We start from the raw sequence: 25867 nt of genomic DNA on the forward strand, positions 1-25867 counted from the left end.
GCATGACCGAAACCCCGGACTCGGTTATCACGCGGGCGGGGTGTCGTCCAGGCACATCAACGTCTCGATCCGCGCCGGGCTGTACGGTGGACGTGACGCGGAGGGTTGCCAGCCAAACAAATGCTCAACCGCGGCGCCGCACACACGCCCCTGACAGGCGCCCATGCCGCAGCGGCTGGCCAGTTTGGCCGCACGCCAATCGCTGTGTTCGGTCAGTGCGGCGTAGGGTATGTCTTCACAGCGACAGACCAAGGTGTCAGGTCGGGCCAGGGATTTGAGTTGCGGGTCGAGGGTGAAGGCCTGATTCAATGCGTTGGCGAAACCCTGCCAGCGTGCCCGGCGTGGCCACCATTGGCGCGCCTTTTCAACCTCACCCACGGCGCTGTGCCCGGCAATCGCGCCTTCGGCCAAGGCCAGTTCACTGCCGCCGAACCCGGTGCATTCGCCTGCCGCGTAATGATCGGCGCGGTTGCTGGCCTGCCACACATCCACCGCCAACGCCTGTCCTTCGATGGCGTAACCCAATGCCTGACCCAACTGGATATTCGGGATCAGGCCGAACCCACAGGCCAGTCGATCACATTCCAGTTCGACGATTTTGCCTTGCTGTTGCAGGCGCACGCCTTCGAGTCGGTCGGTGCCAAACGCAGCCAGCACATGCGTGCCTGCCCGGTAATGCCGGTTGAACAGGCTGAACGATTGCAGCCATTTCGCCGGCCAGCGCGGCAGTTGCGCAGCGAAACCGGCGACAGACGTTAGCGAAGCCTGCTCGGCGATGCGCAGCACCGATGCGCCGTGTTGTGTGGCAGTCGCCGCACTGGCCAATAACAGTGGCCCGCTTCCGGCGATCACCACACGTTCATCGCTCACGGACAGTCCGGATTTGATCAGTGCCTGCAAGCCGCCGGCCCCGGTCACCCCAGGCAACGTCCAGCCGGGGAAGGGCAGCAGCAACTCCCGGGCGCCGGTGCACAGGATCAATTTGTCATAGCTGATCAGCCAGCCATTTTCGTCGTCTTCGACCAGCAGTTGTTTCGGGCCGGGATTGGCGATCACTCGCGTGCCGCTGTGGTGGCGGATATTGGCGTGGGACTGCAAGCGCTCGCGTAGCTGACGGGCCTGAGCAGGAAGGCTGGCTTGAGGGCCGTCGCGCCAGATTTGCCCGCCTGCAAACGGATTGTCGTCGAGCATGACAATGCGCGCGCCACTGGGGGCCGCGGCCAATGCGGCGGCCATCCCGGCGGGGCCGGCGCCGATGATCAACAGGTCGGCGTATTCGTTCATGGCTGGGTCTCCACCTGCATGCCATCACGGCAAACGGTCTGGCACGCGAGGCGACGGCGACCGTCGATGGTCACCCGGCATTCCTGGCAAATGCCCATGCCGCACAGCGGTGCGCGGCGTTGTCCGCTGACCGAGGTGCGACTGCAACCATTGCCGCCCAACGCCAGGGCCGCAGCGACGCTGGTACCGTCGGCGACCGTCAGGGCATGACCGTCGAGCATCAATTCAGGCATACGCAGGTTCTCCGAGGAAACGCTGGGGCAGGTAAGGTTGCGCGGCCAGTGGCGGGGTTTCGTTGAACAGTTGCGCGACCAGCAAATCCGCGGTGCCGGGCGCGGTGGTTACGCCCAGTCCTTCATGCCCGACCGCCAGCCACAAGCCCTGACGTTGCGGGTGCTGACCCACCAGCGGCAAACCGTCGGGGCTGGCGGCACGAAACCCGGTCCAGGCGCGGATGCCATTCAGCCGGGCCAACCCCGGCATGTAGCCGGCCGCACGCTTGAGCATTTTCGCGAGCATCCAGCCTTCGACCTGCGGGTCGGTCGTCCCGAATTGCCGCGAGGCGCCAATGAACAATTGCCCGGTCGGGCGCGGTTGAATATTGCAGGCCACCGACGGGCCTTTGGCGTTGTGGGCGCTGGTGACGTAACCCAGTTCCACCAGCGTGTGAGTGACCGTGGCGGGGTAGCGGTCGGTGATCAGCAAGTGACCTTTTTTCGGCTCGATGGGCAATTCGGGGCACAGTTGATTGGCCTGAGTACCGTTGGCCAGCACCACTGCGTCGGCACTCAACCACTGGCCGTCATCGAGGCGTACCCGATGGCCATCGACCTCCGTGACGCGTGCCCGGCGCTGGCGGATGCTCGGTGTCTCGAGCATCCAGTTGGCCGTGGCGGGCGCATACAGAATGCCGTCACCCTTGATCAGAAGTCCCCCTTCAAGGCCCTCGGCCAGCTCCGGTTCACGCTGGCGCATGGCACCGGCACCGATCAATTCACAGGCGATTCCCTGAGCCTGCAGGTTCAGGTATTTGCTCTGGGCTACCGCCATTTCCTCGGCGTTGGCGGCCAGCCAGAGCGTGCCGTTGTTGCGGTAAGCGCAGCCGTCGGGCAGGTCCGGCCCGAGCTCGCGCCAGCGATGCAGGGAATAATCACTCAGGGCCAGTTCGGCCGGGTTGTCGTCGAGCACCAGCAAGTGACCCATCCCCGCCGCCGTCGCGTTGTGCAGGCCGGCGTCCAGCACCAGCACCTGCAAGCCGCGACGCGCCAGCGCCTGGGCGCACGCTGCGCCAATGATGCCGGCGCCGATGACGATGACATCGGCCACGCGCCCCTCAATCATGGGCGAATGCCCCAGGCGAACGGGTCGTCCTGTTCAATGATCAGACGGGCTTCGGCACTGATGAACGCGCGGCCACGGATGGTCGGGACAATGCGTTCACCTTGCCATTCGAACGAGCCTTCGAATTCGCTGCCAATCACACTGGCCTGGCGCCAGATCTGCCCTGGTTGCAACTTGTCATCCGCCGCCATGCACGCCAATTTGGCGCTGGTGCCAGTGCCGCAGGGTGAACGGTCGTAGGCCTTGCCGGGGCAGAGCACGAAGTTGCGGCTGTCGGCGTGATCGTCATCGGCGAACAGCTCGACGTGGTCGATCAGGCCGCCGTCTTCACCGCGAATGCCCTGGGTTTCCAGCGCTTGTTGTACGGCGTAGGTGTAAGCGGTCAGCGTCTCAAGGTTGTCACCGGCTACCCGCAGGCCGTGGTCGGCGATCAGGAAAAACCAGTTGCCGCCCCAGGCGACATCGCCCGTCACCTGACCGATCCCCGGCACCTGCAATGTCAGATCCTTGCGATAACGATAGGCGGGGACGTTGCGCACGCTAACGGTTTGGTCGTCGTGCAGGGTAGCTTGAACGGTGCCCACCGGCGTCTCGATGCTGTGCACGCCGGGCCCGATCTTGCCCAGGTGCGCCAGCGACGCCACCAGGCCGATGGTGCCGTGGCCGCACATGCCCAGGTAGCCGCTGTTGTTGAAGAAAATCACCCCGGCACAGGCGCTCGGGTCAACCGGTTCGCAGAGCAGGGCACCCACCAGCACATCACTGCCGCGCGGTTCCAGCACGCACGCTGCACGCCATTGATCGTGTTGTTCGGCGAGGATTTTGCGCCGTTCAGCCATGCTGCCAAGGCCCAGGTCAGGAAAACCGGCGGTCACCAGACGCGTCGGTTCGCCGCCGGTGTGGGAGTCGATGACGGAGATGCTTTTCATGGGAGGGCCACGTCCATTCGGTTGAGTGAACGCTAGAGTGGCCCGTGCGGTCGGGTGGCGGCTTGATGGATTTAACCGGTGCCGATGACGAAATCGGCACAGTGTCCGCAGCGATCAATGCGCGTGGGGCAGGTGCTCGAAAAGGGTTTTGCAGACCCCGGCAATGTGCTCATCCAGCAGCTTCACCGCCAGGTCGACATCACCGGCACGGCAGGCCGCGAGGATCTCGCGGTGTTCGTGATCGGCGCGCTCCTTGCCGGCGGACAGGCTCATCTGCATGCGCAGGTAGCGCTCCAGTTTGTCGTTGACCGAACGAATCAGACTCACCAGAAACGGTCGTTGCGCCGGCTCATAAAGGCAGGAATGCAACTCCCAGTTGAGCTCGGCCCAGCGCCCGACGTCGTCTTCGCCGATGAATTCCTGGCAGATACGCTCGGCGCGGGCGAAGGTGTCTTCGGTCATATTCGGAATGGCCAGGCGCAACACCTTGTCTTCCAGCAACATGCGCACTTCGAACATCTGCGCCAGTTCCGCATCGGAAATCCGCGTGACCATCGCCCCGCGATTGCGCTGGAACATCACCAGCCCTTCGGCCTCCAGCCGCTTGAGCGCCTCGCGCACCGGGATTTTGCTGACGTTGAACTGCCGGGCAATGTCGTCCTGGCGAATCGGTTCATCCTCGGCAAAATGACCTGCGACGATCGCATCCCGCAGATGGCGGGTGATGATCTCCGAGGTCGAAGGCGTATTGCCAAGGTCGGGAGCGTTGAATTTGGGTAGGTTCACGTCGGCAGGTCGTTTGCAGTGAGATGGGGATAGGGTATACGAAATTCCTTGGCCGTTCTCTCTCTCCAACGACCCCCTCGACGACAAGAGTGTCAGGCGAGCGGATAGAGACGGTCATCGAACTGATCCAGCCGCGGATACACCATGGGCTGATCTTCACCGATGTTCTCCAATCGTTGGCGGTAGCTTTCCAACAAGTGCTGCCGAGCCGAATCGCTGATGTACGGTACATGCCAGCCCACGAAAGGCGGCAAAACCTCCAGCCCGACATAGGCCAGTGTCCCGCGTAGCAGTGGACGCAACATATCCTCCAACGGGCCATGGATGGCACCTTCGCCGAACATGTGCTCACGTCCGCCCAATGTCACGCTCACCAGCGCTTTTTTGCCGCGCAGGCCGCCTTGATCATAGAAGCGCTTACCGCCGTAGCAGATGCCGGACACCAGTACCCGATCAATCCACCCCTTGAGGATGGCCGGCGTCGAGAACCAGTAGATCGGGAAGTTGAGGATCAGCAGGTCGGCCCACAGCAAATTGTCCAACTCTTGCTGGATATCGGCGGCAAGCGTCCGTTCTTTGCTGTTGCTTCGTTGTTCAAGTGCGTAGACCAAGTACTCGGGATTGTCCCTGACGGTAAAGTCTTCGGCGCTGGCCACCGGGTTCCAGTTCATCGCATAAAGGTCAGATACCCGGACCTGATGCCCTTGGGCCCGCAAGGTTTCAACCGCTTGGTCGCGCAGGGCAGCGGTGAAGGATTTTGGCTCGGGGTGAGCATGCACGATCAAAACATTCATGGTGTTCCTTGAAATCCAGAAAGGTATTCAGCGTGAAGTGAACGTGCGCTGTTCAAAAATAGGTCGGCCACGTACGCATCTCATGCCGTCCGATACCGTTATTAAATCCGCGCCGCTGTACTGCTAGAGCCTCGACGAGAAAACGTCGGGTTTCACACGGTGTAATCACCTCGTGGGTGCCCATCGCACCGGCCAGGGCAAAGGCCGACGTGTCTTTTGCGAACTCGGCGTGCAGCTGGGCATAGCGCTCGGGGTCGGATTCGCGGGTTACGCCATGCACGACGCTGACCGCAACGCTGGGGTCGACGAAACTGACGTCGGCCATGCACCAGGCGGCCGATTGGTCGCTGTTGCGGCCGCCACCGAAGTTCAGATAGGCCTGACCGAAACTCTTGCGCACGATCACCGAAATCTTCGGCACCGAGCACAGTTGCACGGCGTGAATCATGTTCATGATGTGTGCGGGTGCTGCGCGCCTCTCGCCTTCGATGCCCACGAGGAAACCGGGAGTATCGACAAGAAACACCAACGGGATGTTGAACGAGTCACACATCGCGATGAAGCCGGTGGCCTTGCGACAGGCATCGGCGTCCAGCGCTCCGCCTTTGAATTGCGGGTTGGAAGCGACGATACCAACACTGGCCCCTTCAAGGCGGGCGAGGGCGGTGACCACCGAGCGGCCGAAGCGGTCCTTGAGTGGAAACAGGCTGTCGCGATCGACCAGCGTGGCGAGCAGCTTGCGCATGTCGTAGGTTTTACTGCGTTCCGCCGGGACGATGGTTTCTGGTCCCGACGATTCCGGGCGATCCTCGGGCCCACAGGGCAGTGCGGCCGGCGTCTCATTCGAGTGAGAGGGCAGGTAGCTGAGAAAACGCCGGATAGCCGTCAGCGCTTCCTGGTCAGTGTTGACGACCATGTCGGCCAGCCCGGTGATTTCCGAGTGCATGCGCCAGCCACCGAGTTCTTCGGTGTCCGAAGACTCGCCGATGGCCACTGAAGTGACCTTCGGGCTGGAGACGGCGAGCAGTGCACCTTTGCGCATCACCGTGAAGTCGGACAGGCACGAGTACCAGCTCGCCGAGCCAAAGCATGCGCCGAGTACCGCGCTGACCCAAGGGGTCTCGCGACGTCGGCAATATTGCTGGGCATCCTGACCGCCACCGGCCATGCTGCCTGCGCCCATCGCGTCCTGCATGCGCTGGCCCGAGGATTCGCCGAGGAAGATCAGCGGCATGCCATTGCGGGTGGCGCATTCCTTCATGTAAGCGATCTTGCGCGCATTGATCCATGAGGACGATGCGCCTTTCACCGTCATGTCGTTGGACACGACGGCGACCCGACGCGACTCGATGCGGCCAAAACCGGTGATCTTGGCGTCGGCGGGGGTGCTGTCTCGATCCTCCGGGCGGGCAGAGTGCGCCAGCATCCCGACCTCACTGAACGACTGCGGGTCCAACAGGCCTTCCAGGCGTTCACGTGCGTTGAGCACACCCGCATCGCGGCGTGCCTGAAGCTTGGCCTCACCGCCCATTTGCAGGGTCTTCGCGCGGCGCGCCTGCAGTTCCTGTTCCGGTGATAAGTGTTCGTGGGTCATTGGTCACTCTCCTCTGTCGCCAACACCATGGACATGAACGCCGACATCAGCAGCCCACTGGCCTGGACCAGGCAACTGCTGGCATTGGCGACTTGACGCTCGCCGCATTCACCCCGTAGCTGGCGCACGGATTCAATCATCAGTTGCATGCCGAACTGTCCGGAGTGATTGAAGGCCAGTCCTCCGCCAGAGGTGTTCACCGGTAACGCGCCGCCGGGCGCGGCAATCCCGCTGCGCAGAAACGCGCCTGCCTGGCCGGGTGCGCAGAAACCCATGGCCTCCAGCGCGACCAGTACGTTGATGGTGAACGCGTCGTAGATTTGCACCATGCTCAACGCGCTGCGCGTGATGCCTGACATCAGCAACGCACGCTCGGTGCAATCGCCGATGACGCCTGGGTCGAGCCAGTCCGTCACCGCGAATGGCGTCACGTGATGCCGGTAGGTGTCTGCGAATCCTCGGATGAAAACGGGCGACTTAGCCAGCGTGCGTGCGTGATCGGCTTTGGTGACGATCAATGCCCCGGCGCCATCGCTGACCAGGCAAATGTCGGCTTTACGCAAAGGGTCCGAAATCAGCGGCGACGCCAGGTACTCCTCCATCGTCAACGGTTTGCGCAACGTCGCCTGTGAATTCAATTGCGCCCAGCGCCGCGCGTTGATCGCCACTTCGCCGAGGTCTTCGGCACTCGCCTGATAACGATGCAAATACTGCTGCGAGAGCATCGCGTACCAGCTGATCGGGCTGAGTACGCCGTAGGGCGCGACGAACTGGCCTGAGGGTGAGCGCGGGTCGGTGATCACGCCGGCACGATTGCGGCTGTGGTCCAGGCGCTGGGTGCTGCCGTAAGTGACCAGAGCCACCGAGCACAAGCCCGCCTCGATTGCGGCCATGGCATGAATCAAATGGGTGAGCGGCGAACCGCCGCCCACCACCGTGCTGTCGACGTAGCGGGGCGTGATGCCCAGGTACTCACTCACCAACAGCGCATTGGCGCGGTCATCCCAGTGGGCGAACACCCCATCGACATCGGCCAGCGTCAGCCCGGCATCCAGCAAGGCATCGCGAGCCGACCGGCATTGCAGCGACAGCGCGGTGTCACCAGGCTGTGCCTTGCCAAGGCCGGCCTCGCCGACGCCGACAATGGCGTAACGGCCCGCCAGGCAGGAAGGGTCGTTCGTCATGCTTGTGGCTCCTGCGCGAGCAACTGCGCCCGTATGTCTTTCTTCAGCACCTTGCCAACCGGGCTGCGTGGCAGGTTCTCCCAGAACAGAACGAGTTTGGGCGTTTTCAGGCTGCCGAGTTTTTCGCGACAGACCGCGATGAACTCTTCGGCCATCGCGCTGGCGCCCGCCTTGAGCTCAATGACGGCGATGACTTTCTCGCCCCAGTCCGCATCGGGGAGGCCGACCACCGCGCAATCCATCACGGCCGGATGCGCCCAGATCACCTGTTCAATCTCGCTCGGGTAGATGTTGAAACCACCGGAGATGATCATGTCCTTGGTCCGGTCGACGATGTACAGGTAACCCCCTTCGTCGAACACGCCGATATCACCGGTGTGGTGCCAGCCGAACCGTCGTGCTTCGGCGTTGGCTTGCGGGTTGTCGTAGTAACCCGGCGCGACCAGTTCCCCACGGGCGACGATTTCGCCGCGTTCACCCGGTTCGACGATGCGTCCTTCCTCATCCATCAGCGCCACTTCGCAGGCACCCGTGGGGCGACCGGCAGAACCCAAGTGTTTGCCGTCGCGCATATGGTCTTCGCGGGTCAACACCGTGATCACCCCTGGCACTTCGGATTGGCCATAGGCCTGGACAAACACCGGCCCCCACAACGCGATGCCTTCGCGCAGTTTGTCCACGGACATCGGCGCGGCGCCATAGATCACGTATTCCAGTGACGAGCAGTCACGGGTTTTGGCGTCCGGGTGCGACAGCAGCCGATAGATCAGCGTCGGTGGCAGGAACAGGTGAGTGATGCGTTCCCGTTCGATGGTTTCGAGCACGGCACCCGGGTCGGCGGACGGCGCAATGACGTTACGTGTACCGAAGCTCGACAGCGCCATGGCCGTTGCGCCAGCGGCATGCGTCAACGGTGCCACGACCAGATGGGCGGGGCTCTTGCTCGGTGGCATGAACTGGTTGCTGGTGCGGTAGCACGCCAGCAGCGCCCGATGGCTTTGCATGATCGCTTTCGGCCGCCCGGTCGTGCCACCCGAGGACTTGATCAGGGCGGTGTCATCGGTGGACTGGCGCACGGTGCAGCGCTGACCGGCGTGTTCGCGGCACCACTGGGCGATGCTCAGGCCGGCGATGGGTTCGTCCAGGCCGATCACGGTTTTGAGAGTCGGCACGCCAGCGCGAATGCGGTCGGCGTGTTCGGCATAATGCGAATGCAGCACCAGCACGGACAGCTGGGTGAAGCTCATGAACCAGATCAGGCTGTCGATCGAATCGCGGGCATTCAGCGGGACGAACGTCGCGCCCGCGCGCAGGGCGCCAAGCATGGCGACGAAGCTCAGCGGATGATTGGGCGCCAGTACCCCGACATGCGGGGACCTGAGTCTGAGCTGCGACAGGGCGTGGCCGATGGCGTGAGAGTCGGCCTGAACCTCGGCGTAGGTGAGGCTGAAGCCGGGGCCTTGCAGGCAGGCATTATCCGGGTGGCGATTGGCGCCGGCATCGAAGTGGTCGGTAATCATTTCCATGGTGGCGGCTAATCCAAAAGAGTGAACTGAGGCAGCGTGCAGGATTCGCTGACGGATTCGAAACAGACGCCGACGCGGGCGCCGATGGCGATGCGCTCCAGGTCGGCATCGAGGATGTTGGCCAGCAGGCGCACGCCTTCATCGAGGTCGATCAACGCAACGACATAAGGCAACCGGGATTCGAAGGCCGGTGAGGGCGCGATCCGGCAGACCGTGTAGGTGTAGAGGCGCCCCTGACCGCTGGCGTTGATCCACCCGAGGCGATCGGACAGGCATGAGAGGCAGAAGGCGCGAGGGTAAAACTGGCAATGGCCGCAACTGCTGCAACGCTGGATCACCAGTCGCTGCTCCTGCGCGGCCGCCCAATAGGCGGCCGTTTCAGTGGTGGGTTGGGGTAATGGCCGTGCAGGGAGAGTCGACATGGCAGCCTCAGTGCGAACGCAGTTCGAAACCGGCCATGGCGATGTGCACATGACGTTGTTCCGGGTGCCTGGCCAGGCCCGCGATCAGTTCGTGCAGCGGACGCCGCACGCTGAACGTGTCGTCGACCGCCACAGGAACGAGCCCGGTGATCTTTTCGTCGCCGTACATGGCGCGCAGCAGCAACTCGTCATCCGACAGGCCGGGGTAGCGGCGACGCAGCTCAGGAACTTTCGGCGCCAGCGCCGGTGGCGTAGTGGCAATTTCACGGGAACCGTTGGCAAGCACGCGGTCCTTGACGTCGGGATCGACCGGCAGCGGCAGCGCACCGAAGTAGCCGCACACGTACTTTTTCACTTCGTCGGGAACCACTTTATAGCGTTCGCCGCTCAGCACGTTCATCACCGCTTGTGCGGCGATCATGGCGGGGAAAGGCGTGGCCATCACCGGCGACCCCAGTTCCACGCGGACGCGACCGATCTCTTCGAGCACCACCGGCAGCTTGTCGGCGATGCCCGCCAGTTGCAGCTGCGATTGCAGATTGGTCATGGCGCCCCCGGCGTACTGGGTGACGAAGTGAGCGGGGTCGTATTCCGACGGGACGCCTACGGGGAGGCCGTTCTCTTCGGCTATCCCAGTGAGGTAGTCACCGATTTCGTCTGCCGCACGGTCATCGAAACTCACCTCGAAGCCGATCTCGCGCAGATTGCGCGCCAGCATCTGCGCCGAGGGGCCGGCATTGCCGTTGGCCAGCGGATCGATCGAGCACAGCAGACCGTCGGCACCGTGCACGGCGGCCTCGATGGCCACCAGCGAGCCGGTCGCGTTCAGGCAATGGGTGATGATTTCCAGCGGTCGGTCACCGATCACGGCCTTGATCGCCGGCACAATGCTGCGCACCTGCTCCACGGTCATGCTGCCGCCGGCGTCGCCGAAGGTAAACGCGTCGATGTCGAAGCGTTCAATGGCCTCGCGCGCCTTGGCGGCGTAGAACGCGGCGTCGTAGCCTGGCGCCAGGTTGTAAATCATCGCCAGGGTCGTAGTGGCGCCCAGTCGCTTGGCGGTGGTGATCGCCGGCACCAGGTTATCCCAGCAATGCAAAGAGTCGAGAAAACCGATATCACGCGCACCATTGGCGACCAGACGTTCGACATACAACTCGCTCAGGTCGTCCGGCTCCGGGTAGAAACTGCGCAGCATGTTGCTGCGCACGATGCCGCGCAGCGGTGTGTGGCGGATGCGTTCGGACAGCAGACGCAGGCGTTCCAGCGGACTCTGGTTGAGGAACAGTACGCTGGCGTCGAATTGCACCAGGGCAACGCCTTCAATCGCATCAAACCCCAGGGCATCCAGACGCTCGGCCATCGGCAGCATGTGCTCGGTGCGCATACGCGTGGCCCACAGGCACTGATGCGCGTCACGCAGGGTGGCATCAACGAGCTGGATACGCCGACGTTTGCCGGTACGAGCAAACTCCGCTGCTACTTTTTCGCGTAATTGATTCAGCACAAGTCACCCCTTGCTGTGTTCGAGATGGATGGACAGGCCGGGGCCGGTGACACTCAATACGGTGTAGTCGGGCCAGCGTTGCAGCAGCCCGTGCGTCAGGGCTTGCTCGGGGGTGCGCATTTCGTAGTGCAGCTTCTGCACTGGCGGCAGCGCCGGGCAGCCGCAGATCCGCGCCGCCAGAACTTCATCAGACGCGGGCCGGTGGATCGGACGGTCAGGGTTCGCGACCGCACCAATGCGTTGTTGCACGCTGATCAGCGATGTGTCGATCGGGCCGTAACAGCCTTGAAGCCAGCGTCGTAGAGCTGGCTGCAGCGTGGCGAAGCGCGGGGTGCCGTCGAGGTGCTCAAGGGCCTGCCGCGCGATGGCGCTAGCGAACGGTTGCAACATCGGCGGATTGCCCAGCTCCTGGCGTATGCGCGTGCACTCGTGGGAAAACTCGAACAGATCGGCCAGGCGTCCGCGCTCGCGCAAAGCGTGCAGGGTTTGGGCAGCGATTTCTCCTGGCAACTGATGTTCGTAAGGGGACAGGTCGAAAGCCCAAGGCACGCTTTCGGCAAATCCTTCCTGATCCGCCACGGCGGCGAGTTGAGTCTGGGCTTCTTTGAGACGGTCCTGATCCGGTGATTGCAGCGGCAGTTCGAGCAATGGCGCAGAGCGGATCAGCAACGGCATCGAAGGCACCGATGCGCCGTTGGCGACAGCCGGAAGTGCGGCATCGAGGCGGTCGACACCGAGTCGGATCGCTTCCAGCGCCACCTGCGGGCCGAGGCCGGTATGGCAGCGTGTGTGCAGATCCAGAGGTTTACCATTCACGCCGCTGCGCAGGGCCGAGAGCAAGTCGGGCAGGCGATCGACATGCAGTAGGCCGGCTTCGTCGCGCAGCATGATGCGTTGTGCACCGGTCTGGGCCAGCCGTTCGGCACACGCCGCAAACCAGGCATTGGGATGCTCATGATCGTCTACATAGGGCAGGGCGGCGATGGTGGTCAGGCCGTTGGCCTGTGCCTTCTGTACGGCGTCGCCCAAGCGTGAAAGGTCCAGCAGCGGATCAATCAGCACGACCTCGCTGATGCCGGATTTGGCGAGCAGTCGCAGCCAGGTGTCCAGCGTTTCGCCGGCGAGCACATCGAGATAACCGTGGGCGGGCAGCAGGTTCACGGTCGCGCGCAAGGGGGTTCCATTGGCGCGCTCGCGCATCGCGTCGACGCGTTGCAGCGGGTTCTCATCGCGCTTGATGCATTGCGCGATCACGGCGGGGCTCAGCACCTCGATGGCAGCCAGGCGCGCGTGCCCCAGCGAGTTCATTGTCCCCAGCAGCATCGCGGTGTCGGCGGCACCGTTCCAGGCGCTGGTCTGACCGTCGGTCAGGCTGACATCGACCAGTGTTGTCATGTTCATGCGCGCTCCTTGGCTTGTTTCAACGCCAGTTTGCGCGCCGGTACGAAGACATCTTCCACCCAGCGTGTGGTGACGAGGCCGGCGACGAAGTCCGGGTGATCGAGCACGGCATGGTGGAAACTGGCGGTGGTCGACAGCCCCACGACTTTCATGTCTTCCAGTGCCTTGCGCATCCGTGCGATGGCCTCGCCGCGCGTCGGCGCGTGCACGATCAACTTGGCCAGCAGCGAGTCATAAAACGGCGGTACGGTGGCGCCGCTGTAGCAGTGGGTGTCGACCCGCACGCCTTGGCCTTGAGGGGCTAGCCACTCACTCACGAGGCCCGGGCTCGGCAGGAAGTTGCGGTCCGGGTCTTCGGCATTGATCCGGCATTCGATGGCATGGCCGCTCAGTGTCACGTCGGCCTGGCTGAACGACAGCGGCAGGCCGGCGGCGATGCGAATTTGTTCGGCGACCAGGTCGTAACCGGTGATCATCTCCGTTACCGGGTGCTCGACCTGGATCCGGGTGTTCATTTCCAGAAAATAGAATTTGCCGTCGCGGTCATCGACCACGAACTCGATGGTGCCCGCGCCAAAGTAGCCGACGTTCTTGGCCAGGCGTACGGCGCATTCACCCATTTGCTCGCGGGTGTGGGGTGCAAGGCTGGGGGAGGGCGCTTCTTCAATCAGTTTCTGGTGCCGGCGTTGAGTCGAGCACTCGCGCTCGCCCAGATGCACGACGTTGCCGTGGCGGTCACCCATGATCTGGATTTCGATGTGGCGTGCCAGCTCGATGAACTTCTCGACATACAGGGTCGGATCGCCAAAGGCCGCTTGTGCTTCCGACGAGGCCGAGCGAAAAGCCGCCTCGGCCTCTTCATCGCTGCGCACAATGCGCATGCCGCGCCCGCCGCCACCGGCCGTCGCCTTGAACAGCACCGGATAGCCAATCTCGCTGGCGATGGTACGGGCGGTGTCGGCATCGGCCACGGCATCGGAACCCGGTACGCGCGGCACCTGGGCCATTTCGGCCAGACCAACGGCAGTGATTTTGTCGCCCATCGAATCAATGATCTCGGCCGAAGGGCCGATGAACACCAGCCCGGCATCTTCGCAGGCCTGGGCGAAATGCGAGCGCTCCGACAGGAAGCCATAACCCGGATGGATGGCGTCACAGCGGTGTTCCAGCGCGGTGCGCACCAGCAGGTCGGCGCACAGATAACTTTGTGCGGCCGGTGGCGGGCCAATCACCACATACTGGTCGGCCAGACGGGCGGCCAGGCTGTCCTGGTCGGCTTCGGAGACGGCCGCGACGGATTCGATGCCCAGGGTTTTGCAGGCACGCACGATGCGTACTGCGATTTCGCCACGGTTGGCGATCAGTACCCGACGGATGTCACGGGTTGCTACGGGAATGCTGCTCATCAGCGGGCCTCCGGTTCAATAATCATCAATAACTGGTCCCGCTGAACCATCTGCAGGTCCTGGGCGACGATGCGCACGACGCGGCCCTTCACTGGGGACGCAAGGGTGTTGAAGAGTTTCATGGCCTCGACCAGGCACAGCGGCGCACCGGCCTCCACCGTGGTGTTTTCTTCGACAAACGACGGTTGGTCGGGACTGGGTTTGCGATAGAAGGTACCCATCATGGTCGCCCGTACGGCGACTTGACCTGCGGCGACTTCAGGTTCACTCGCGACCGCCACGGCAGGCGCCGGCTGTGCGGATCTAGCGGGCGCGGTGCCTTGCACAGGCTCCAGCGAACGTTGAACCGTGCCGGACTTGCTCGCCGTCAGCGTGGTGTCACCGATGCGGACTTCGAGGAAGTCCAGATGCCTGGCGTGATCCAGCGTTTCCAGGATTCTTCGTGCTTCTTTATGTGTGAGCGACATGCCTCAGGGCCTCTTGTTGTTAGATTTGCCTTGACCGATAAAAACATCCAAACGTAGGATTGTCAACAATCAGACAATCAAGTATTGTGCTGAACATCACCCAAGGCGATTGCGCTGCACTTGATAGAAAAAGCGTAGCGTGCGACAGCCAAGGGGCCGGCGATTTAAGAAAACAGTAGTGTTTTGGAGGGGGCGAGAATGAGTACAATCGCGGTTAAATCGGATGTCGCTGGCACGGTGTGGCAGATCCATGTCCGCGAGGGCGACGTCGTTGAAGAAGATCAGACGCTGATCATCATGGAGTCCATGAAGATGGAAATTCCCCTGATGGCCGCAGAGTCGGGTCGAGTCATCAGCGTGCTCGTCGCCGAGGGCGACGTGGTCAAAGATGGCCAGGATGTTTTGCTTATGGAGTGCGATTGAATTTTATGTCAATGAATGCAGGTTCGGCGTCGACCGCCAAGAGCGGTAGTGCAATAGGTGTCATGCGCGCAGGTCGTCAACGCGTGCTGACGATGCCGGAGCAGATTGCCGAGAGCATTACACTTGCGATCCTGCGGGGTGAATACGGGCCGGGTGATTCCGTGCGTGAACAGGAACTGGCCGACCACTTCCAGGTCAGCCGGGGTCCGATTCGCGAGGCCTTGCGCATTCTCGAGAAGGTGGGAGTTATCACCATCGTTCCGCAACGTGGTGCGCATGTGACTTCATTGAGCAAGCAGGAGATCGACAATCTGTTCGAGATCCGTGCGGTGTTGGCGGGCTTGTTGGCCAGGCACCTGACAGACCTGGATCCGTCTGTCGTCAATCAAATGGATGCGGTGGTCACCCGGCTCGAACTGATCGCCGGGCAAGCGGATGCGCTGGACGAATACGCGCAGGGCAGTTACCGCCTCAGCACTCTGCTGTTCCAGTCCTGTGGCAACAAGCAGCTGGAAGAATTGATGGGCGCGCTGGGTATCCAGACCGCGCGTTACACCCGGTTGGGGTTGCGTTCTCCAGAGCGCCGCCAGGCTTCCGTCATTCATTGGCGCAAATTGGTCGAAGCCCTCCGACAGAACAACAGTACCGCCGCTGGAAACATGATGGTCGAGCTGATCAACGCTTCCCATCAAGCTGCATTGAATCAATTGGGATAAGCAAAGGGGGGCACAACACTCCCCAGTGCTGTGTCGAATTGTCGACAATAAGACAAAAATACCATGACAAAAAAACGTACCGCAGGACTCATGCTCAGTTGGGCTGCAAAACAGCACCGTGGCCGCACCGCCCTGATATTCGGGGACGACTGCTTGACGTATGACGATGTAGAAGCCGGCAGTAACCGTCTGGCCCATGCCCTGCTTTCGTTGGGGTTGCAGGTCGGGGACCGTGTGGCGGTTTTACTGAATAACTCGCCGGAGGCTATCGAGAGCGTTTTCGCGGTCGAGAAGGCCGGTCTGGTTTATGTCGCGCTGAACGCGCGGCATACGTTGGCCGAGCAGATCGCAATCCTTGAGGACGCCGGGGCAACCCTGCTGGTGGCAGGGCCAGAGTTCCGGGACATCGGTGAAGGTGTTCGCGACGGCGTTACCAGTTTGCGCCATGTGATCGGGCTTGATTGGCAGGCACCGGCGGTTCTGGATTACCGCGAATTGCTCGCATCAATGCCGGCCGATGCGCCGAATGTTCAAGTCGCTGCGGATGCGTTGCTGCGGATCGCCTACACCTCGGGCACCACCGGCAAACCGAAGGGCGTTACTTACACGGTCAAGCGTTGGTACGAACGCCTGACCAACCATTTCTACGCCATGGAATACAGCCTGGGCGTGGACGATGCGATGTTGCATGTCGGTCCCTTGACCCATGCCGCCGGTGTCCATTTGCTGCCCTGCTATTTGCGGGGGGCGCGCAACGTGATTCTGGAGAAGTTCGAGCCACTGGAAACGCTGCGGCAAATCGATCGCCATTGCATCACTCAAATGATGTGCGTGCCGACCATGCTCACACGCTTGCTCGACACGCTCGACAGCGGTGTCGATGCCGATCTGTCGTCGCTCAAGTGCATTCATTACGGCACGGCGCCGACCTCCGTAGACCTGATCCGTCGGGCGATCACACGGTTCGGTCCAGTGATGCGCCAACAGTATGGAATGACCGAGGCGGTGCAGCCGCTGGCGGTGTTGTATCCGCACGAACACGCTGACGAGGGGGCGCTGCGCTCCTGCGGCAAACCGACCGCGAATGTGCAGATCACCGTGCGCGATACCAACGGCCAGGAGCTGGCGCAAGGTGAAATTGGCGAGATCGCTATCGCCACCGACGGTATCGGTGAGGTGGCGTTCTGGCGCCGTCCCGACCTGGAAGCCGAAGCGATTCGCGATGGCTGGTACTACTCGGGCGATCTGGGCTACCTCGACGCGCAGGGCTTTCTTTATATCGTCGGGCGCAACAAGGACATGATCATTTCCGGTGGCTTCAACGTCTACGCACGGGAAGTCGAGGATGCGTTGGAATGCCATCCGCAGGTGGTCGAAGTCGCGGTTCTGGGGTTGCCCGATGCGGAGTGGGGCGAACGCATTGCAGCGTTTGTCGTCATCCGCGATGGCGCCACCGTCGACAGCGAAACGCTCGCCAATCACTGCACTGCGCTGATCGCAGGTTACAAAAAGCCGCGCCTCATCGAGTTCGTCGATGCGCTGCCGCGCAACAACGCCGGCAAGGTCGTCAAAAACATTCTGCGCGATGGTTATCTCGCGCGTCTTGAGAGGAATGAATCATGAGCACGCCTGTTGCCCCTGAATGGTCGCTGGAACTCGCCGACATCCGCGCCCGTCGCGAAGTTGCCTATGCGTTGGGCGGCCCGGAAGCGGTGGAAAAGCATCATGCCCAAGGCAAGCTCACGGCGCGTGAACGCATTGGCCATTTGCTGGAAAGCGAAAGTTTTGAAGAGTTCGGCATCCTGGCCGGCGCCGTGAAGTACACCGCGGAAGGCAAGATTGCCTCCGCCACCCCGAGCACGGCCGTGGTTGGCGTGGGCACCATCGCACAACGGCGCACCGTGGTGGCGGCGGATGACTTCACTATTCGCGGCGGTTCGTCGGAAGCGGCAGTCGCTGAAAAGTGGATCTACGCCGATCGTTACGCCTGGGAGTACAAACTGCCGATCATTCGCATGATCGACAGCGCAGGTGGCAGTGTGAAGCTGCTCGACAAGCTCGGTCATACCAAGATTCCTGGTTACGCCCTGTTGCCGATCACCCATCTGTTGGGCGCCGTTCCGGTGGTTGGCATTGCCCACGGTGCCTGCGCCGGTCTGGGCGCGTTGCGGGTGGCCGCCTCACACCTGTCGATCATGGTGCGTGGCCAGAGCCAGGTGTTCGCGGCCGGCCCACCCGTGGTGAAGCAGGCGTTCGGTATTGATATCGACAAGAATGACCTCGGCGGTTATGACCAGGTGCATCGTCACAGCGGCATGATTAACCTGGCGGCCAACACCGACGCCGAGGCCCTGGATCTGGCCAAGCGTTTCCTGTCGTATCTGCCGGGCAATGTCTGGGAACAGCCACCACGGGCCGCCGTGACGGACGCGCCTGGTCGTCGTGACGCATGGCTCAACGACGCCATTCCGCATGACCGTCGCAAGATTTTCAACCCGCACAAGATCCTCAAGTCGCTGGTCGACAAAGACAGTCTGTTCGAGATGTCCCCGGATTTCGGCGCGTCGACCATCACCGCGTTTGCCCGTATGAACGGCTATTCGGTCGGGATCATCTGCAACAACCCGCGCGTCGGCGGCGGTGCGCTGACCCGTGCGGCGGCCCTCAAGCAGACTCGTTTCATCGACCTGTGCGACACCTTTCATCTGCCGCTCATCTTCCTTGTGGACCAGCCGGGTGTCATGACCGGGCAAGAAGCAGAAATGCAGGGCACCTTGGGTGCAGCAATGCAGGCCGTGCACGCGATCGAGCAGGCCAGTGTGCCCGTCATCACCATCGTGCTGCGCCGCTGTGTCGGGCTTGCCGGCGCCATGGTCAGTCCCTGGCACGGTCCGACGGGCACGGCCTTGCCTCACCGTTTTGCCTGGCCTTCGGCGCAGTGGGGCTCGATCCCTATCGAGGGCGGTGTGGCGGCTGCCTACAAGCAGGACATCGCCGCTGCGGATGATCCACTGGCGCGGCGCAAAGAGCTGGAAGCCCATTACCAGGCCCTGGCGTCGCCCCTGCGCACGGCCGAGCGTTTTGGCGTGATCGACGTGATCGAGCCGGACAGCACGCGTCCGCTGCTGTGCAACTGGGTGGGTGACGCCTATCGCATCACCGCACTTTCCCTTGGGCCGAAGCGACGGACCATGCGCTAGTCCTGGCAGGACGAGCGGCCTCCAGCCTTACCTTCATAACAACAACTCAAAGGTACAGACGATGTTCTGGAAAAAGAGTCCCTGCGCCGTTTTGGCAACGTTGATGGTGATTCACCTGTTGGCTCAGGTGGACCGAAATATTCTGCTGGGTTTCGCGCCGCAAATCACCGGCGAGCTGGCGATCAATAACGCCCAGTACGGTTTCCTCGTCGGCGCGGTCTGGGTGCTGAGCTATGGCGTGATGGCGGTCTTTCTCGGTGCGCTGGCGGATCGTCACAGCCGGCCACGGGTGATCGGTGCAGGGATGCTGGTCTGGAGCGCCTGTACGGTGGCCTCCGGTTTCGTCCAGAACTTCGAACAAATGGTGGTCGCACGCTTTCTGGTGGCCACCGGTGAAGCGGCCTTGGTGCCTGCCGCCACGGCGTTGCTGATGGAGCTGTTCTCCGAGAAGCGCCGGGGCACCGCGGTGGGATTGTTCTACCTCGGCATTCCGCTGGGCATTGGTTGCAGCTTTTTGTTGGCGGGCACGCTGGGTGCCGCCCATGGCTGGCGCACGACGTTCTATGTGCTGGGTGTCTGCGGCGTCGTGATCGGCTTGCCGTTGATGTTCATGAGCGACAAGCGCAGCAACGATGCGGTGCAGGAGCGCGGGGCACCGCTCAAGACTCAGTTGGCCGCGGTATTTGATGAGCTGCGCAGCAACCGTGTCGTGCGGTTTACCGTTATCGGATTTGTGCTGGCGCACCTGGTCTATCCGGGCATTTCGTTCGCGCAACTGTGGATTGTGCGGGAGAAGGGGCTGGACCCGGCCCATATCGCCATGACCATGGGCGTCATGCAGATCGTCTTCGGCTCATTGGGCGCGTTGGCCGGCGGCATTTTGAGCGATCGCCTGGCCCCTCGATTCAAGGGCGGCCACGCCAGTGTGCTGATGTTGCTGATGCTGGTGAGCGCGCCGTTCATGATTGCCTACCGCCTGGTACCCGGCGATTCACCGCTCTTCTACGTGGGGATGGCCGTCGGCATTTTCATGTTGATGTCGCTTTACGGGTCCGCGACCACGGCGATTCAGGGGGCCGTCCCTGTGCGCATGCGTTCGACGATCATGGGCTGCTCGATGCTCCTGCTGAACCTCTTTTCGGTGGCGCTCGGCACGTTCTTTGTGGGCTGGATCAGCGATGCGCTGACCGTGGCCGGGGTTGCCTCGCCGCTGACCCATGTGTTGCTGGTCAGCGACATTCTGGCGTTGGTGCTGGGCGGATTCTTCTTCTATATGGCGGCTCGTACCAAGCGTGAAAGCACGCGTGCGCTGCCAGCCATGGGTATCAAGGTTTAACGTATGTCCAGATCCGCCGTCATTCAGTTTCAGTCGGTTGTCAGTCAGTACCTGCCGGGTGTCCTGGCCAGCATCGTGGTCGCTATTGCGGCGCGGTTTCTGGCGGATCAGTACCACGCGCCGGTGATGCTGTTGGCACTCTTGCTCGGCATGGCCATGAACTTTCTGGCGGCGGGGCCGAGCAAACCGGGTATCGATTTCAGCGCGCGCGAAGTGCTGCGTGTCGGGGTTGCCTTGCTGGGCCTGCGCATTTCCCTGGAGCAGATCGTGGCGCTCGGTTGGCACCCGGTGCTGATCGTGGTCGTGTCGGTGGTGGTCACCATTGTGGTGTCCATGCTGGCGGCGCGGGCCATGGGTTTCAATGTCTTGTTCGGTCTGTTGTCCGGCGGCGCCACGGCGATTTGCGGGGCGTCCGCGGCACTGGCGCTGGCCGCTGCGCTGCCTGCCCATCATGCCAAGGAGCGGGCGACGTTGTTCACGGTCATTGGCGTCTCCGCGTTGTCGACCCTGGCGATGATTCTGTACCCCGTGCTTGCCCGGGCGCTCGGCCTGGACCCGCTGCAAGCCGGCGTGTTTCTCGGCGCCACCATCCATGACGTCGCGCAAGTGGTCGGTGCCGGGTACAGCATGTCGCATGACATCGGCGACACCGCCACGGTGGTGAAATTGATGCGCATCGCGATGTTGCTGCCGGTCATCGTCTGTGCGGTGTTGATCACCCGTGCTCAGGGCGGGCAGGGGACAGGTAAGAAACCGCCCTTGTTGCCGTGGTTTGCCGTGGCCTTTATTGCCTTGGCGACGGTCACCAGTCTGGGTTGGCTGCCTTCTGTGGTGCAGACCCTGGGCAATCAAATGTCGAGCTGGTGCCTGGTGATCGCCATCAGTGCGCTGGGGATGAAAATCCAGTTGAAGGAGCTGGCCACGGTGGGGCTCAAGCCCATTGTGTTGATGGTCGGTGAAACCGTGTTCTTGTTGGGGCTGGTGTTGCTGTTGATACGACTCGGTAGTTGAGTCAGGTCGTTCATTACCGAGCGGTGTCCTGACGCCGGCAGTAATGAATGATCAATTTGAATGAATCGAACGCTCCCCTGATGGGGATAAGAGTGGTGAGCACTGTCGCGCCCGAATCGGGTGGCCAGATGTTTTTTCATAGACATAAAAACAACAACAAAAAAAATCGGAGCCAATGTATGCGTGTAAACAAAAAATCGGTGGTGAGTGTCTGGGAGCCAACTCTGCTGGCTTCGGCGTTGTTCGTTGTTGCTTTACCGGCGGCTCACGCCTTCGAAATCGACACCGGCAATGAAGACTGGGCGGTGCGTTTCGACAACACGTTCAAGTTCAACTATGCACAGCGGGTCGAAAGTCCCAACAGCAAGTTGGCGAACGCGTGGAACAACAACGACGGCAATCGCAACTTCTCCTCCGGAAGTGCGGTGGCCCAGCGTCTGGATGTGCTGTCCGAACTGGACGTGAGCTACAAAAAGAAGGCGGGTTTTCGTGTCAGTACCAACAGTTGGTACGACCATGCCTATGACAATGTCGGCAGCGACAACGCGGCCACCAACCAGATCAACAACGGGGTGCCGGATTCACGCCATATCAGCGGTTACGCAGATCGCTATTACAACGGGCCGTCGGCAGAGATCCTCGATGCCTTCGTCTTCGGCAGTACCGAAGTCGGCGAAGATTCGATCCTCAGCGGCAAACTTGGCAAGCACACGCAGTACTGGGGCGAAAGTGTCCTGGCCTTTGCCCATGGCAACAGCTACGGTCAGTCCGGCCTGGATATTTCCAAGGCCTTGGCGGTACCCGGCACCGAAGCCAAGGAACTGTTCATCCCGCGTAATCAACTGTCCGTCAACTTCACGGTCAATCCGGAGCTGACCCTCGGTGCACAGTACTTCCTCGACTGGGACGCTTCGCGCCTGCCGGAGTCCGGTACGTATCTGGGCTTCAACGACGGCATCGAGAATGGCGGGCACAACCTGTCGCTGATCGGTGGCTTGAATCCGCGTTTTGGTACGCCCGGGCCACTGGGTGTCAATCAGTTCCTGCGTCTGAGCAATGGCCATACCTTCACCCCGGACAAGCATGGCGACTTCGGCTTGATGGCCAAGTGGAGCCCGGAATGGCTGGACGGCACACTCGGTCTCTACTACCGCAAAACCTCCGACATTCTGCCCAATCTGGTACTGCAACCGACCGCTGTCGGCCCTGCACAGCTGATCTCCGGCAACATCGGCAGCTACAACCAGTTCTACGTCGATGACATCGACATCTATGGCATCAGCCTGTCGAAAAACGTCGGCGACGTCAGCGTCGGGTTCGACCTGAACTACCGCGAAAACATGCCGCTGGCCAGCGTACCAGGCAGCGTCAGCCCGGCAGCGGCCGCCGCCCACGTGCCAGGTTTCATTGGCAGTTTCAACGGCGAGAACGGCGTGGCCCGCGGCAACACCGTGCACGCGGTGCTCAACGGCCTGGCCACCTTTGGCAAGACGCCCGTCTGGGACAGCTCCTCGTTGCTGGTCGAGCTCGGCTACAGCCGCTGGCTGGACGTGACCGAGAACAAACAGCTGTTCAAGGGCGAGGACTGGTACCACGGCACCGACAAGGTCACCAAGGACAACTACATCATTGGCGTGAACTTCAACCCGACCTGGTACCAGGTGTTCCCCGGCATCGATATGTACCTGCCGATGACCTACAACGTCGGCCTTAACGGCAACTCTGCCGTGCAACTGGGCGGTAACGAAGACTCCGGTAGCTATTCGATCGGTGTCGGCATGGATGTGCACAACCAATACCGCTTCGACCTGAAATACGTGGACAACTTCGGTCCATTCGATACCTGCAGTTCGCCAGGCAACGCGGGCAGTCAAGGAGACGGCGCAGCACCGGGTGCCAACGGCCAGTACAACTGCGTACCCGGCCAGACCACCGCGTTTGGCGGAACCCCGGCCCAACTCAAGGATCGCGGGATGGTCACGGCCACCTTCAAGACCACTTTCTGATTTGCGATTGCTTAAAAACAATCAGGAGAACGACACATGAAACGCATGCACACACTGTTGACCACCTCCCTGGCACTGGCCTTCGCCGGTTTCGTCCAGGCCGCCGTGCCCGCCGCCGACGCCGCGAAACTGGGAAGCAACCTGACCGCTGTCGGCGCTGAAAAAGCCGGGAACGCCGATGGCTCCATTCCGGCCTACACCGGCGGGCTGACCGCTGCACCGGCCGGTTTTAAGACGGGCGACACCTTCCGGCCCGACCCCTATGCCAACGAAAAGCCGCTGCTGGTGATCGACGGCAAGAACGTCGCTCAGTACAAGGACAAGCTGACCGCCGTCACCGTCGAACTGGCCACGCGTTATCCGAGCTTTCGCGTTGAGGTCTATCCGACCCACCGCAGCGTGGCACTGCCTAAAAGTGTGTTGGACAACACCTTGAAGAACGCGACCGGTGCCAAGTCGCTGGAAGGAGGGAACGCCATCGAGAACGTATTGCCTGGCGTACCGTTCCCGATTCCGCAGTCAGGTGCCGAGGCCATGTGGAACCACCTGCTGCGCTATCAGGGCGTCGCCTATTCCACCAAATATGATTCCTGGAACGTGGATTCCTCGGGCTCGCAAAACCTGGCCACCAGTGGCGAAATCGTCAACTCGTTCCCGATTTTCGAAGACCCGAACAAGGTCATCGATGGCAAGGACACCTACTTCCAGACGCGCTTGTTCTACACCGGTCCGGCACGCCGTGCGGGCGAGGCGATCCTGCTCAAGGACTCGGCCAACCCGCTGGAGCAGGCCCGTCGTGCCTGGCAGTACTTGCCAGGGCAACGTCGCGTGAAACTGGCACCGACCCTGGCCTACGACACGCCCAACCCGGGCACCTCAGGTTCCGGCACCTATGACGACGTGTACGTCTTCAACGGCGCGCTGGATCGCTATGACTGGAAACTGGTCGGCAAGCAGGAAATGATCGTGCCGTACAACACCTACGCACTGACCTACCTCAAGGACCCGAAAGCCTTGACCACACCGAACCACCTGGCGCCGCAATTCGTGCGTTGGGAGAAACACCGGGTGTGGGTAGTGGAAGGCACGCTCAAGGCCGGTGCCCGTCACGTCTACGCCAAGCGTCGCTTCTATCTGGACGAGGACAGCTGGGTGGCTCTGGCCTCTGATCAGTACGACGCCCGTGGCCAACTGTATCGCGGTTCTTTCAGCTTCCTCTCGCAAAGCTACGACGTGACGACCCCCAACACCACGCCACACGTGATTTATGACCTGGTGGGCGGGACGTACAACATCAACGGTTTGTCGGGTGCGTACGGCGGCATCAAATACATCGAGCCCCTTGCCAAGTCGCAATGGTCGCCTGATGCGCTGGCCGGTAATGGCGTTCGCTAAGTAACGCACCACAAAAGTCTGGGCCGGTGGCGGTAGAGCGCCGGCTTCAGCTTTGGCAAGAGGACGCACCATGTGTTTATTTAAAACGCTCGCGCCGCTGATGTTGGTGGTGTGGCAGACGCTTGCGCAGGCCTCGGGGTACGTTGATGTGCTGGACCTGCCCGCCAAGCCCAGTGCATTGGCAGTGCGCAGCCCTTTGCTCGACGTCGCGAATGCCGGACCGCGTCTGGTCGCGGTCGGGCAGCGTGGCCACATTCTTTATTCCGACGATGCCGGACAGCAATGGCAACAGTCCTCTGTGCCGGTCAGCAGCGACCTCAACGCCGTGTACTTTCCTTCCCCTGAACAAGGCTGGGCGGTGGGCAATGACGGCGTAATTTTGCACAGCAGTGACGCGGGCGTGACCTGGAAAAAGCAACTGGACGGTCGTGAGATCGGTGCGTTGCTGGTCCAGCATTATGCGGCGCTGGAGAAGACCGAACCGGCCAATGAACAATGGCCGCTGCGGTTGGCTGAAGGTCAGCGGCTCGTGGAGGAGGGCGCCGACAAACCCTTGCTGGATGTCTGGTTCGCCGACGACAAAATCGGTTACGTGGTCGGTGTGTTCAACCTGATCTTGCGCACCGAAGACGGTGGTCAGAGCTGGACCCCGTTTCAGGATCGCACCGACAACCCTCAGAACTTTCACTTGAACGCCATCACCTCGACCGGTGACGCGCTGTACATCGTTGGCGAGCAAGGCCTGGTGTTGAAATGGGACGCCCCGCATCAGCGTTTCGCCGCCTTGAACACACCGTATCAGGGCAGTTTCTTCGGCGTTGTCGGCAAGCCTGGCGAAGTCATCGTCTTCGGCCTGCGCGGTAATGCCTTGCGCAGCACCGACGGCGGGATGAGCTGGACGCCGTTTGACACCGGCCTGCAAATCAGTGTCACCGCCGCCGCGATTGACGCCCAAGGTCACTATCGGCTGTTCACCCAGGCCGGGCACATGCTGGTCGATCAGTCCAACAACGCCAAGCTGCAATTGATGCCGCAACAGACCCTGTCACCGGTGGCCGGTGCTGCGCTGGCCCGCGACGGTTCGCTGATCCTGGTGGGCAATCGTGGTGTGCGCACGCTGTCCCTTCAATAACAATAAG

At 61.9% G+C, this 25867-nt stretch carries 23 protein-coding genes; 9 read left to right on the forward strand and 14 right to left on the reverse strand.

Going from position 1 to position 25867, the window contains the following annotated elements:
* Positions 1 to 27 precede the first annotated feature (27 nt).
* The 14 genes from EAH78_RS19840 to EAH78_RS19905 all read right to left on the reverse strand — a co-directional run bounded on the left by EAH78_RS19840 (position 28) and on the right by EAH78_RS19905 (position 14641).
* Positions 28 to 1284: an NAD(P)/FAD-dependent oxidoreductase gene (locus EAH78_RS19840; protein ID WP_140669028.1), complete on the reverse strand. Its 1257-nt coding sequence runs from the start codon at positions 1282 to 1284 to the stop codon at positions 28 to 30.
* Positions 1281 to 1517 carry a (2Fe-2S)-binding protein gene (locus EAH78_RS19845; protein WP_140669029.1) on the reverse strand — a complete coding sequence of 79 codons (237 nt, stop codon included), beginning with the start codon at positions 1515 to 1517 and terminating at the stop codon, positions 1281 to 1283. Before EAH78_RS19845 ends, EAH78_RS19840 begins: the two co-directional genes overlap by 4 nt.
* On the reverse strand, positions 1510 to 2625 hold the full coding sequence (locus EAH78_RS19850; RefSeq protein ID WP_140669030.1) for an NAD(P)/FAD-dependent oxidoreductase: 1116 nt from the start codon (positions 2623 to 2625) through the stop codon (positions 1510 to 1512). The genes EAH78_RS19845 and EAH78_RS19850 overlap by 8 nt, the downstream gene beginning before the upstream one ends.
* On the reverse strand, positions 2622 to 3554 hold the full coding sequence (locus EAH78_RS19855; protein WP_140669031.1) for a 4-hydroxyproline epimerase: 933 nt from the start codon (positions 3552 to 3554) through the stop codon (positions 2622 to 2624). Before EAH78_RS19855 ends, EAH78_RS19850 begins: the two co-directional genes overlap by 4 nt.
* Before the next feature lie 114 nt (positions 3555 to 3668).
* On the reverse strand, positions 3669 to 4340 hold the full coding sequence (locus EAH78_RS19860) for a GntR family transcriptional regulator (protein ID WP_140669032.1): 672 nt from the start codon (positions 4338 to 4340) through the stop codon (positions 3669 to 3671).
* 92 nt (positions 4341 to 4432) lie between these two features.
* Positions 4433 to 5134 carry an NAD(P)H-dependent oxidoreductase gene (locus EAH78_RS19865; protein WP_140669033.1) on the reverse strand — a complete coding sequence of 234 codons (702 nt, stop codon included), beginning with the start codon at positions 5132 to 5134 and terminating at the stop codon, positions 4433 to 4435.
* 52 nt (positions 5135 to 5186) lie between these two features.
* The gene (locus EAH78_RS19870) at positions 5187 to 6728 is read right to left on the reverse strand and encodes an acyl-CoA carboxylase subunit beta (protein WP_140669034.1); all 1542 of its coding nucleotides are present in this window, start codon (positions 6726 to 6728) and stop codon (positions 5187 to 5189) included.
* Positions 6725 to 7912 (reverse strand): thiolase C-terminal domain-containing protein, encoded by a 1188-nt coding sequence (locus tag EAH78_RS19875; protein WP_140669035.1) that lies wholly within the window; start codon positions 7910 to 7912, stop codon positions 6725 to 6727. Before EAH78_RS19875 ends, EAH78_RS19870 begins: the two co-directional genes overlap by 4 nt.
* Positions 7909 to 9438: a class I adenylate-forming enzyme family protein gene (locus EAH78_RS19880; RefSeq protein WP_140669036.1), complete on the reverse strand. Its 1530-nt coding sequence runs from the start codon at positions 9436 to 9438 to the stop codon at positions 7909 to 7911. The genes EAH78_RS19875 and EAH78_RS19880 overlap by 4 nt, the downstream gene beginning before the upstream one ends.
* Before the next feature lie 8 nt (positions 9439 to 9446).
* Entirely contained in the window at positions 9447 to 9860 is a 414-nt protein-coding gene (locus tag EAH78_RS19885) for a Zn-ribbon domain-containing OB-fold protein (protein ID WP_140669037.1), read from the reverse strand.
* A gap of 7 nt (positions 9861 to 9867) precedes the next feature.
* Positions 9868 to 11367: a carboxylase gene (locus EAH78_RS19890; RefSeq protein ID WP_140669038.1), complete on the reverse strand. Its 1500-nt coding sequence runs from the start codon at positions 11365 to 11367 to the stop codon at positions 9868 to 9870.
* Positions 11368 to 11370: 3 nt separating this feature from the next.
* Entirely contained in the window at positions 11371 to 12768 is a 1398-nt protein-coding gene (locus EAH78_RS19895; protein ID WP_140669039.1) for a hypothetical protein, read from the reverse strand.
* A complete protein-coding gene (accC, locus tag EAH78_RS19900; protein ID WP_140669040.1) occupies positions 12765 to 14174 on the reverse strand; it encodes an acetyl-CoA carboxylase biotin carboxylase subunit in 1410 nt (469 codons plus the stop codon). The genes EAH78_RS19895 and accC overlap by 4 nt, the downstream gene beginning before the upstream one ends.
* Positions 14174 to 14641 carry an acetyl-CoA carboxylase biotin carboxyl carrier protein gene (locus tag EAH78_RS19905; protein WP_140669041.1) on the reverse strand — a complete coding sequence of 156 codons (468 nt, stop codon included), beginning with the start codon at positions 14639 to 14641 and terminating at the stop codon, positions 14174 to 14176. Before EAH78_RS19905 ends, accC begins: the two co-directional genes overlap by 1 nt.
* A gap of 198 nt (positions 14642 to 14839) precedes the next feature.
* On the opposite strand from EAH78_RS19905, the gene EAH78_RS19910 reads away from it, so the two are divergent.
* The 9 genes from EAH78_RS19910 to EAH78_RS19950 all read left to right on the forward strand — a co-directional run bounded on the left by EAH78_RS19910 (position 14840) and on the right by EAH78_RS19950 (position 25860).
* Entirely contained in the window at positions 14840 to 15064 is a 225-nt protein-coding gene (locus EAH78_RS19910; RefSeq protein WP_140669042.1) for an acetyl-CoA carboxylase biotin carboxyl carrier protein subunit, read from the forward strand.
* A 5-nt stretch (positions 15065 to 15069) separates the two neighbouring features.
* On the forward strand, positions 15070 to 15780 hold the full coding sequence (locus tag EAH78_RS19915; RefSeq protein ID WP_140669043.1) for a GntR family transcriptional regulator: 711 nt from the start codon (positions 15070 to 15072) through the stop codon (positions 15778 to 15780).
* A 90-nt stretch (positions 15781 to 15870) separates the two neighbouring features.
* Positions 15871 to 17403, forward strand: a complete 1533-nt coding sequence (locus tag EAH78_RS19920; RefSeq protein ID WP_275671732.1) for a class I adenylate-forming enzyme family protein — start codon at positions 15871 to 15873, stop codon at positions 17401 to 17403.
* Complete coding sequence (locus EAH78_RS19925; protein ID WP_140669045.1) at positions 17400 to 18980, forward strand: acyl-CoA carboxylase subunit beta; 1581 nt, start codon at positions 17400 to 17402, stop codon at positions 18978 to 18980. The genes EAH78_RS19920 and EAH78_RS19925 overlap by 4 nt, the downstream gene beginning before the upstream one ends.
* A gap of 61 nt (positions 18981 to 19041) precedes the next feature.
* Positions 19042 to 20316, forward strand: coding sequence for a spinster family MFS transporter (locus tag EAH78_RS19930; RefSeq protein WP_140669046.1), 1275 nt, complete (start codon positions 19042 to 19044; stop codon positions 20314 to 20316).
* 3 nt (positions 20317 to 20319) lie between these two features.
* Complete coding sequence (locus EAH78_RS19935; RefSeq protein WP_140669047.1) at positions 20320 to 21327, forward strand: YeiH family protein; 1008 nt, start codon at positions 20320 to 20322, stop codon at positions 21325 to 21327.
* A 179-nt stretch (positions 21328 to 21506) separates the two neighbouring features.
* Complete coding sequence (locus EAH78_RS19940; RefSeq protein ID WP_140669048.1) at positions 21507 to 23333, forward strand: DUF1302 domain-containing protein; 1827 nt, start codon at positions 21507 to 21509, stop codon at positions 23331 to 23333.
* A gap of 36 nt (positions 23334 to 23369) precedes the next feature.
* Positions 23370 to 24728, forward strand: a complete 1359-nt coding sequence (locus EAH78_RS19945) for a DUF1329 domain-containing protein (RefSeq protein WP_140669049.1) — start codon at positions 23370 to 23372, stop codon at positions 24726 to 24728.
* A 70-nt stretch (positions 24729 to 24798) separates the two neighbouring features.
* Entirely contained in the window at positions 24799 to 25860 is a 1062-nt protein-coding gene (locus EAH78_RS19950; RefSeq protein WP_140669050.1) for a WD40/YVTN/BNR-like repeat-containing protein, read from the forward strand.
* Positions 25861 to 25867 lie beyond the last annotated feature (7 nt).

Source organism: Pseudomonas arsenicoxydans (genome assembly GCF_006438915.1).
Lineage (GTDB): Bacteria > Pseudomonadota > Gammaproteobacteria > Pseudomonadales > Pseudomonadaceae > Aquipseudomonas > Aquipseudomonas arsenicoxydans_A.

What these genes read in the sequence shown, in the direction of transcription:
- EAH78_RS19840 (WP_140669028.1), bottom strand. Translation starts at nt 1,284, where the DNA reads ATGAACGAATACGCCGACCTGTTGATCATCGGCGCCGGCCCCGCCGGG.
- EAH78_RS19845 (WP_140669029.1), bottom strand. Translation starts at nt 1,517, where the DNA reads ATGCCTGAATTGATGCTCGACGGTCATGCCCTGACGGTCGCCGACGGT.
- EAH78_RS19850 (WP_140669030.1), bottom strand. Translation starts at nt 2,625, where the DNA reads ATGATTGAGGGGCGCGTGGCCGATGTCATCGTCATCGGCGCCGGCATC.
- EAH78_RS19855 (WP_140669031.1), bottom strand. Translation starts at nt 3,554, where the DNA reads ATGAAAAGCATCTCCGTCATCGACTCCCACACCGGCGGCGAACCGACG.
- EAH78_RS19865 (WP_140669033.1), bottom strand. Translation starts at nt 5,134, where the DNA reads ATGAATGTTTTGATCGTGCATGCTCACCCCGAGCCAAAATCCTTCACC.
- EAH78_RS19870 (WP_140669034.1), bottom strand. Translation starts at nt 6,728, where the DNA reads ATGACCCACGAACACTTATCACCGGAACAGGAACTGCAGGCGCGCCGC.
- EAH78_RS19875 (WP_140669035.1), bottom strand. Translation starts at nt 7,912, where the DNA reads ATGACGAACGACCCTTCCTGCCTGGCGGGCCGTTACGCCATTGTCGGC.
- EAH78_RS19880 (WP_140669036.1), bottom strand. Translation starts at nt 9,438, where the DNA reads ATGGAAATGATTACCGACCACTTCGATGCCGGCGCCAATCGCCACCCG.
- EAH78_RS19885 (WP_140669037.1), bottom strand. Translation starts at nt 9,860, where the DNA reads ATGTCGACTCTCCCTGCACGGCCATTACCCCAACCCACCACTGAAACG.
- EAH78_RS19895 (WP_140669039.1), bottom strand. Translation starts at nt 12,768, where the DNA reads ATGAACATGACAACACTGGTCGATGTCAGCCTGACCGACGGTCAGACC.
- accC (WP_140669040.1), bottom strand. Translation starts at nt 14,174, where the DNA reads ATGAGCAGCATTCCCGTAGCAACCCGTGACATCCGTCGGGTACTGATC.
- EAH78_RS19905 (WP_140669041.1), bottom strand. Translation starts at nt 14,641, where the DNA reads ATGTCGCTCACACATAAAGAAGCACGAAGAATCCTGGAAACGCTGGAT.
- EAH78_RS19910 (WP_140669042.1), top strand. Translation starts at nt 14,840, where the DNA reads ATGAGTACAATCGCGGTTAAATCGGATGTCGCTGGCACGGTGTGGCAG.
- EAH78_RS19915 (WP_140669043.1), top strand. Translation starts at nt 15,070, where the DNA reads ATGTCAATGAATGCAGGTTCGGCGTCGACCGCCAAGAGCGGTAGTGCA.
- EAH78_RS19920 (WP_275671732.1), top strand. Translation starts at nt 15,871, where the DNA reads ATGCTCAGTTGGGCTGCAAAACAGCACCGTGGCCGCACCGCCCTGATA.
- EAH78_RS19925 (WP_140669045.1), top strand. Translation starts at nt 17,400, where the DNA reads ATGAGCACGCCTGTTGCCCCTGAATGGTCGCTGGAACTCGCCGACATC.
- EAH78_RS19930 (WP_140669046.1), top strand. Translation starts at nt 19,042, where the DNA reads ATGTTCTGGAAAAAGAGTCCCTGCGCCGTTTTGGCAACGTTGATGGTG.
- EAH78_RS19935 (WP_140669047.1), top strand. Translation starts at nt 20,320, where the DNA reads ATGTCCAGATCCGCCGTCATTCAGTTTCAGTCGGTTGTCAGTCAGTAC.
- EAH78_RS19940 (WP_140669048.1), top strand. Translation starts at nt 21,507, where the DNA reads ATGCGTGTAAACAAAAAATCGGTGGTGAGTGTCTGGGAGCCAACTCTG.
- EAH78_RS19945 (WP_140669049.1), top strand. Translation starts at nt 23,370, where the DNA reads ATGAAACGCATGCACACACTGTTGACCACCTCCCTGGCACTGGCCTTC.
- EAH78_RS19950 (WP_140669050.1), top strand. Translation starts at nt 24,799, where the DNA reads ATGTGTTTATTTAAAACGCTCGCGCCGCTGATGTTGGTGGTGTGGCAG.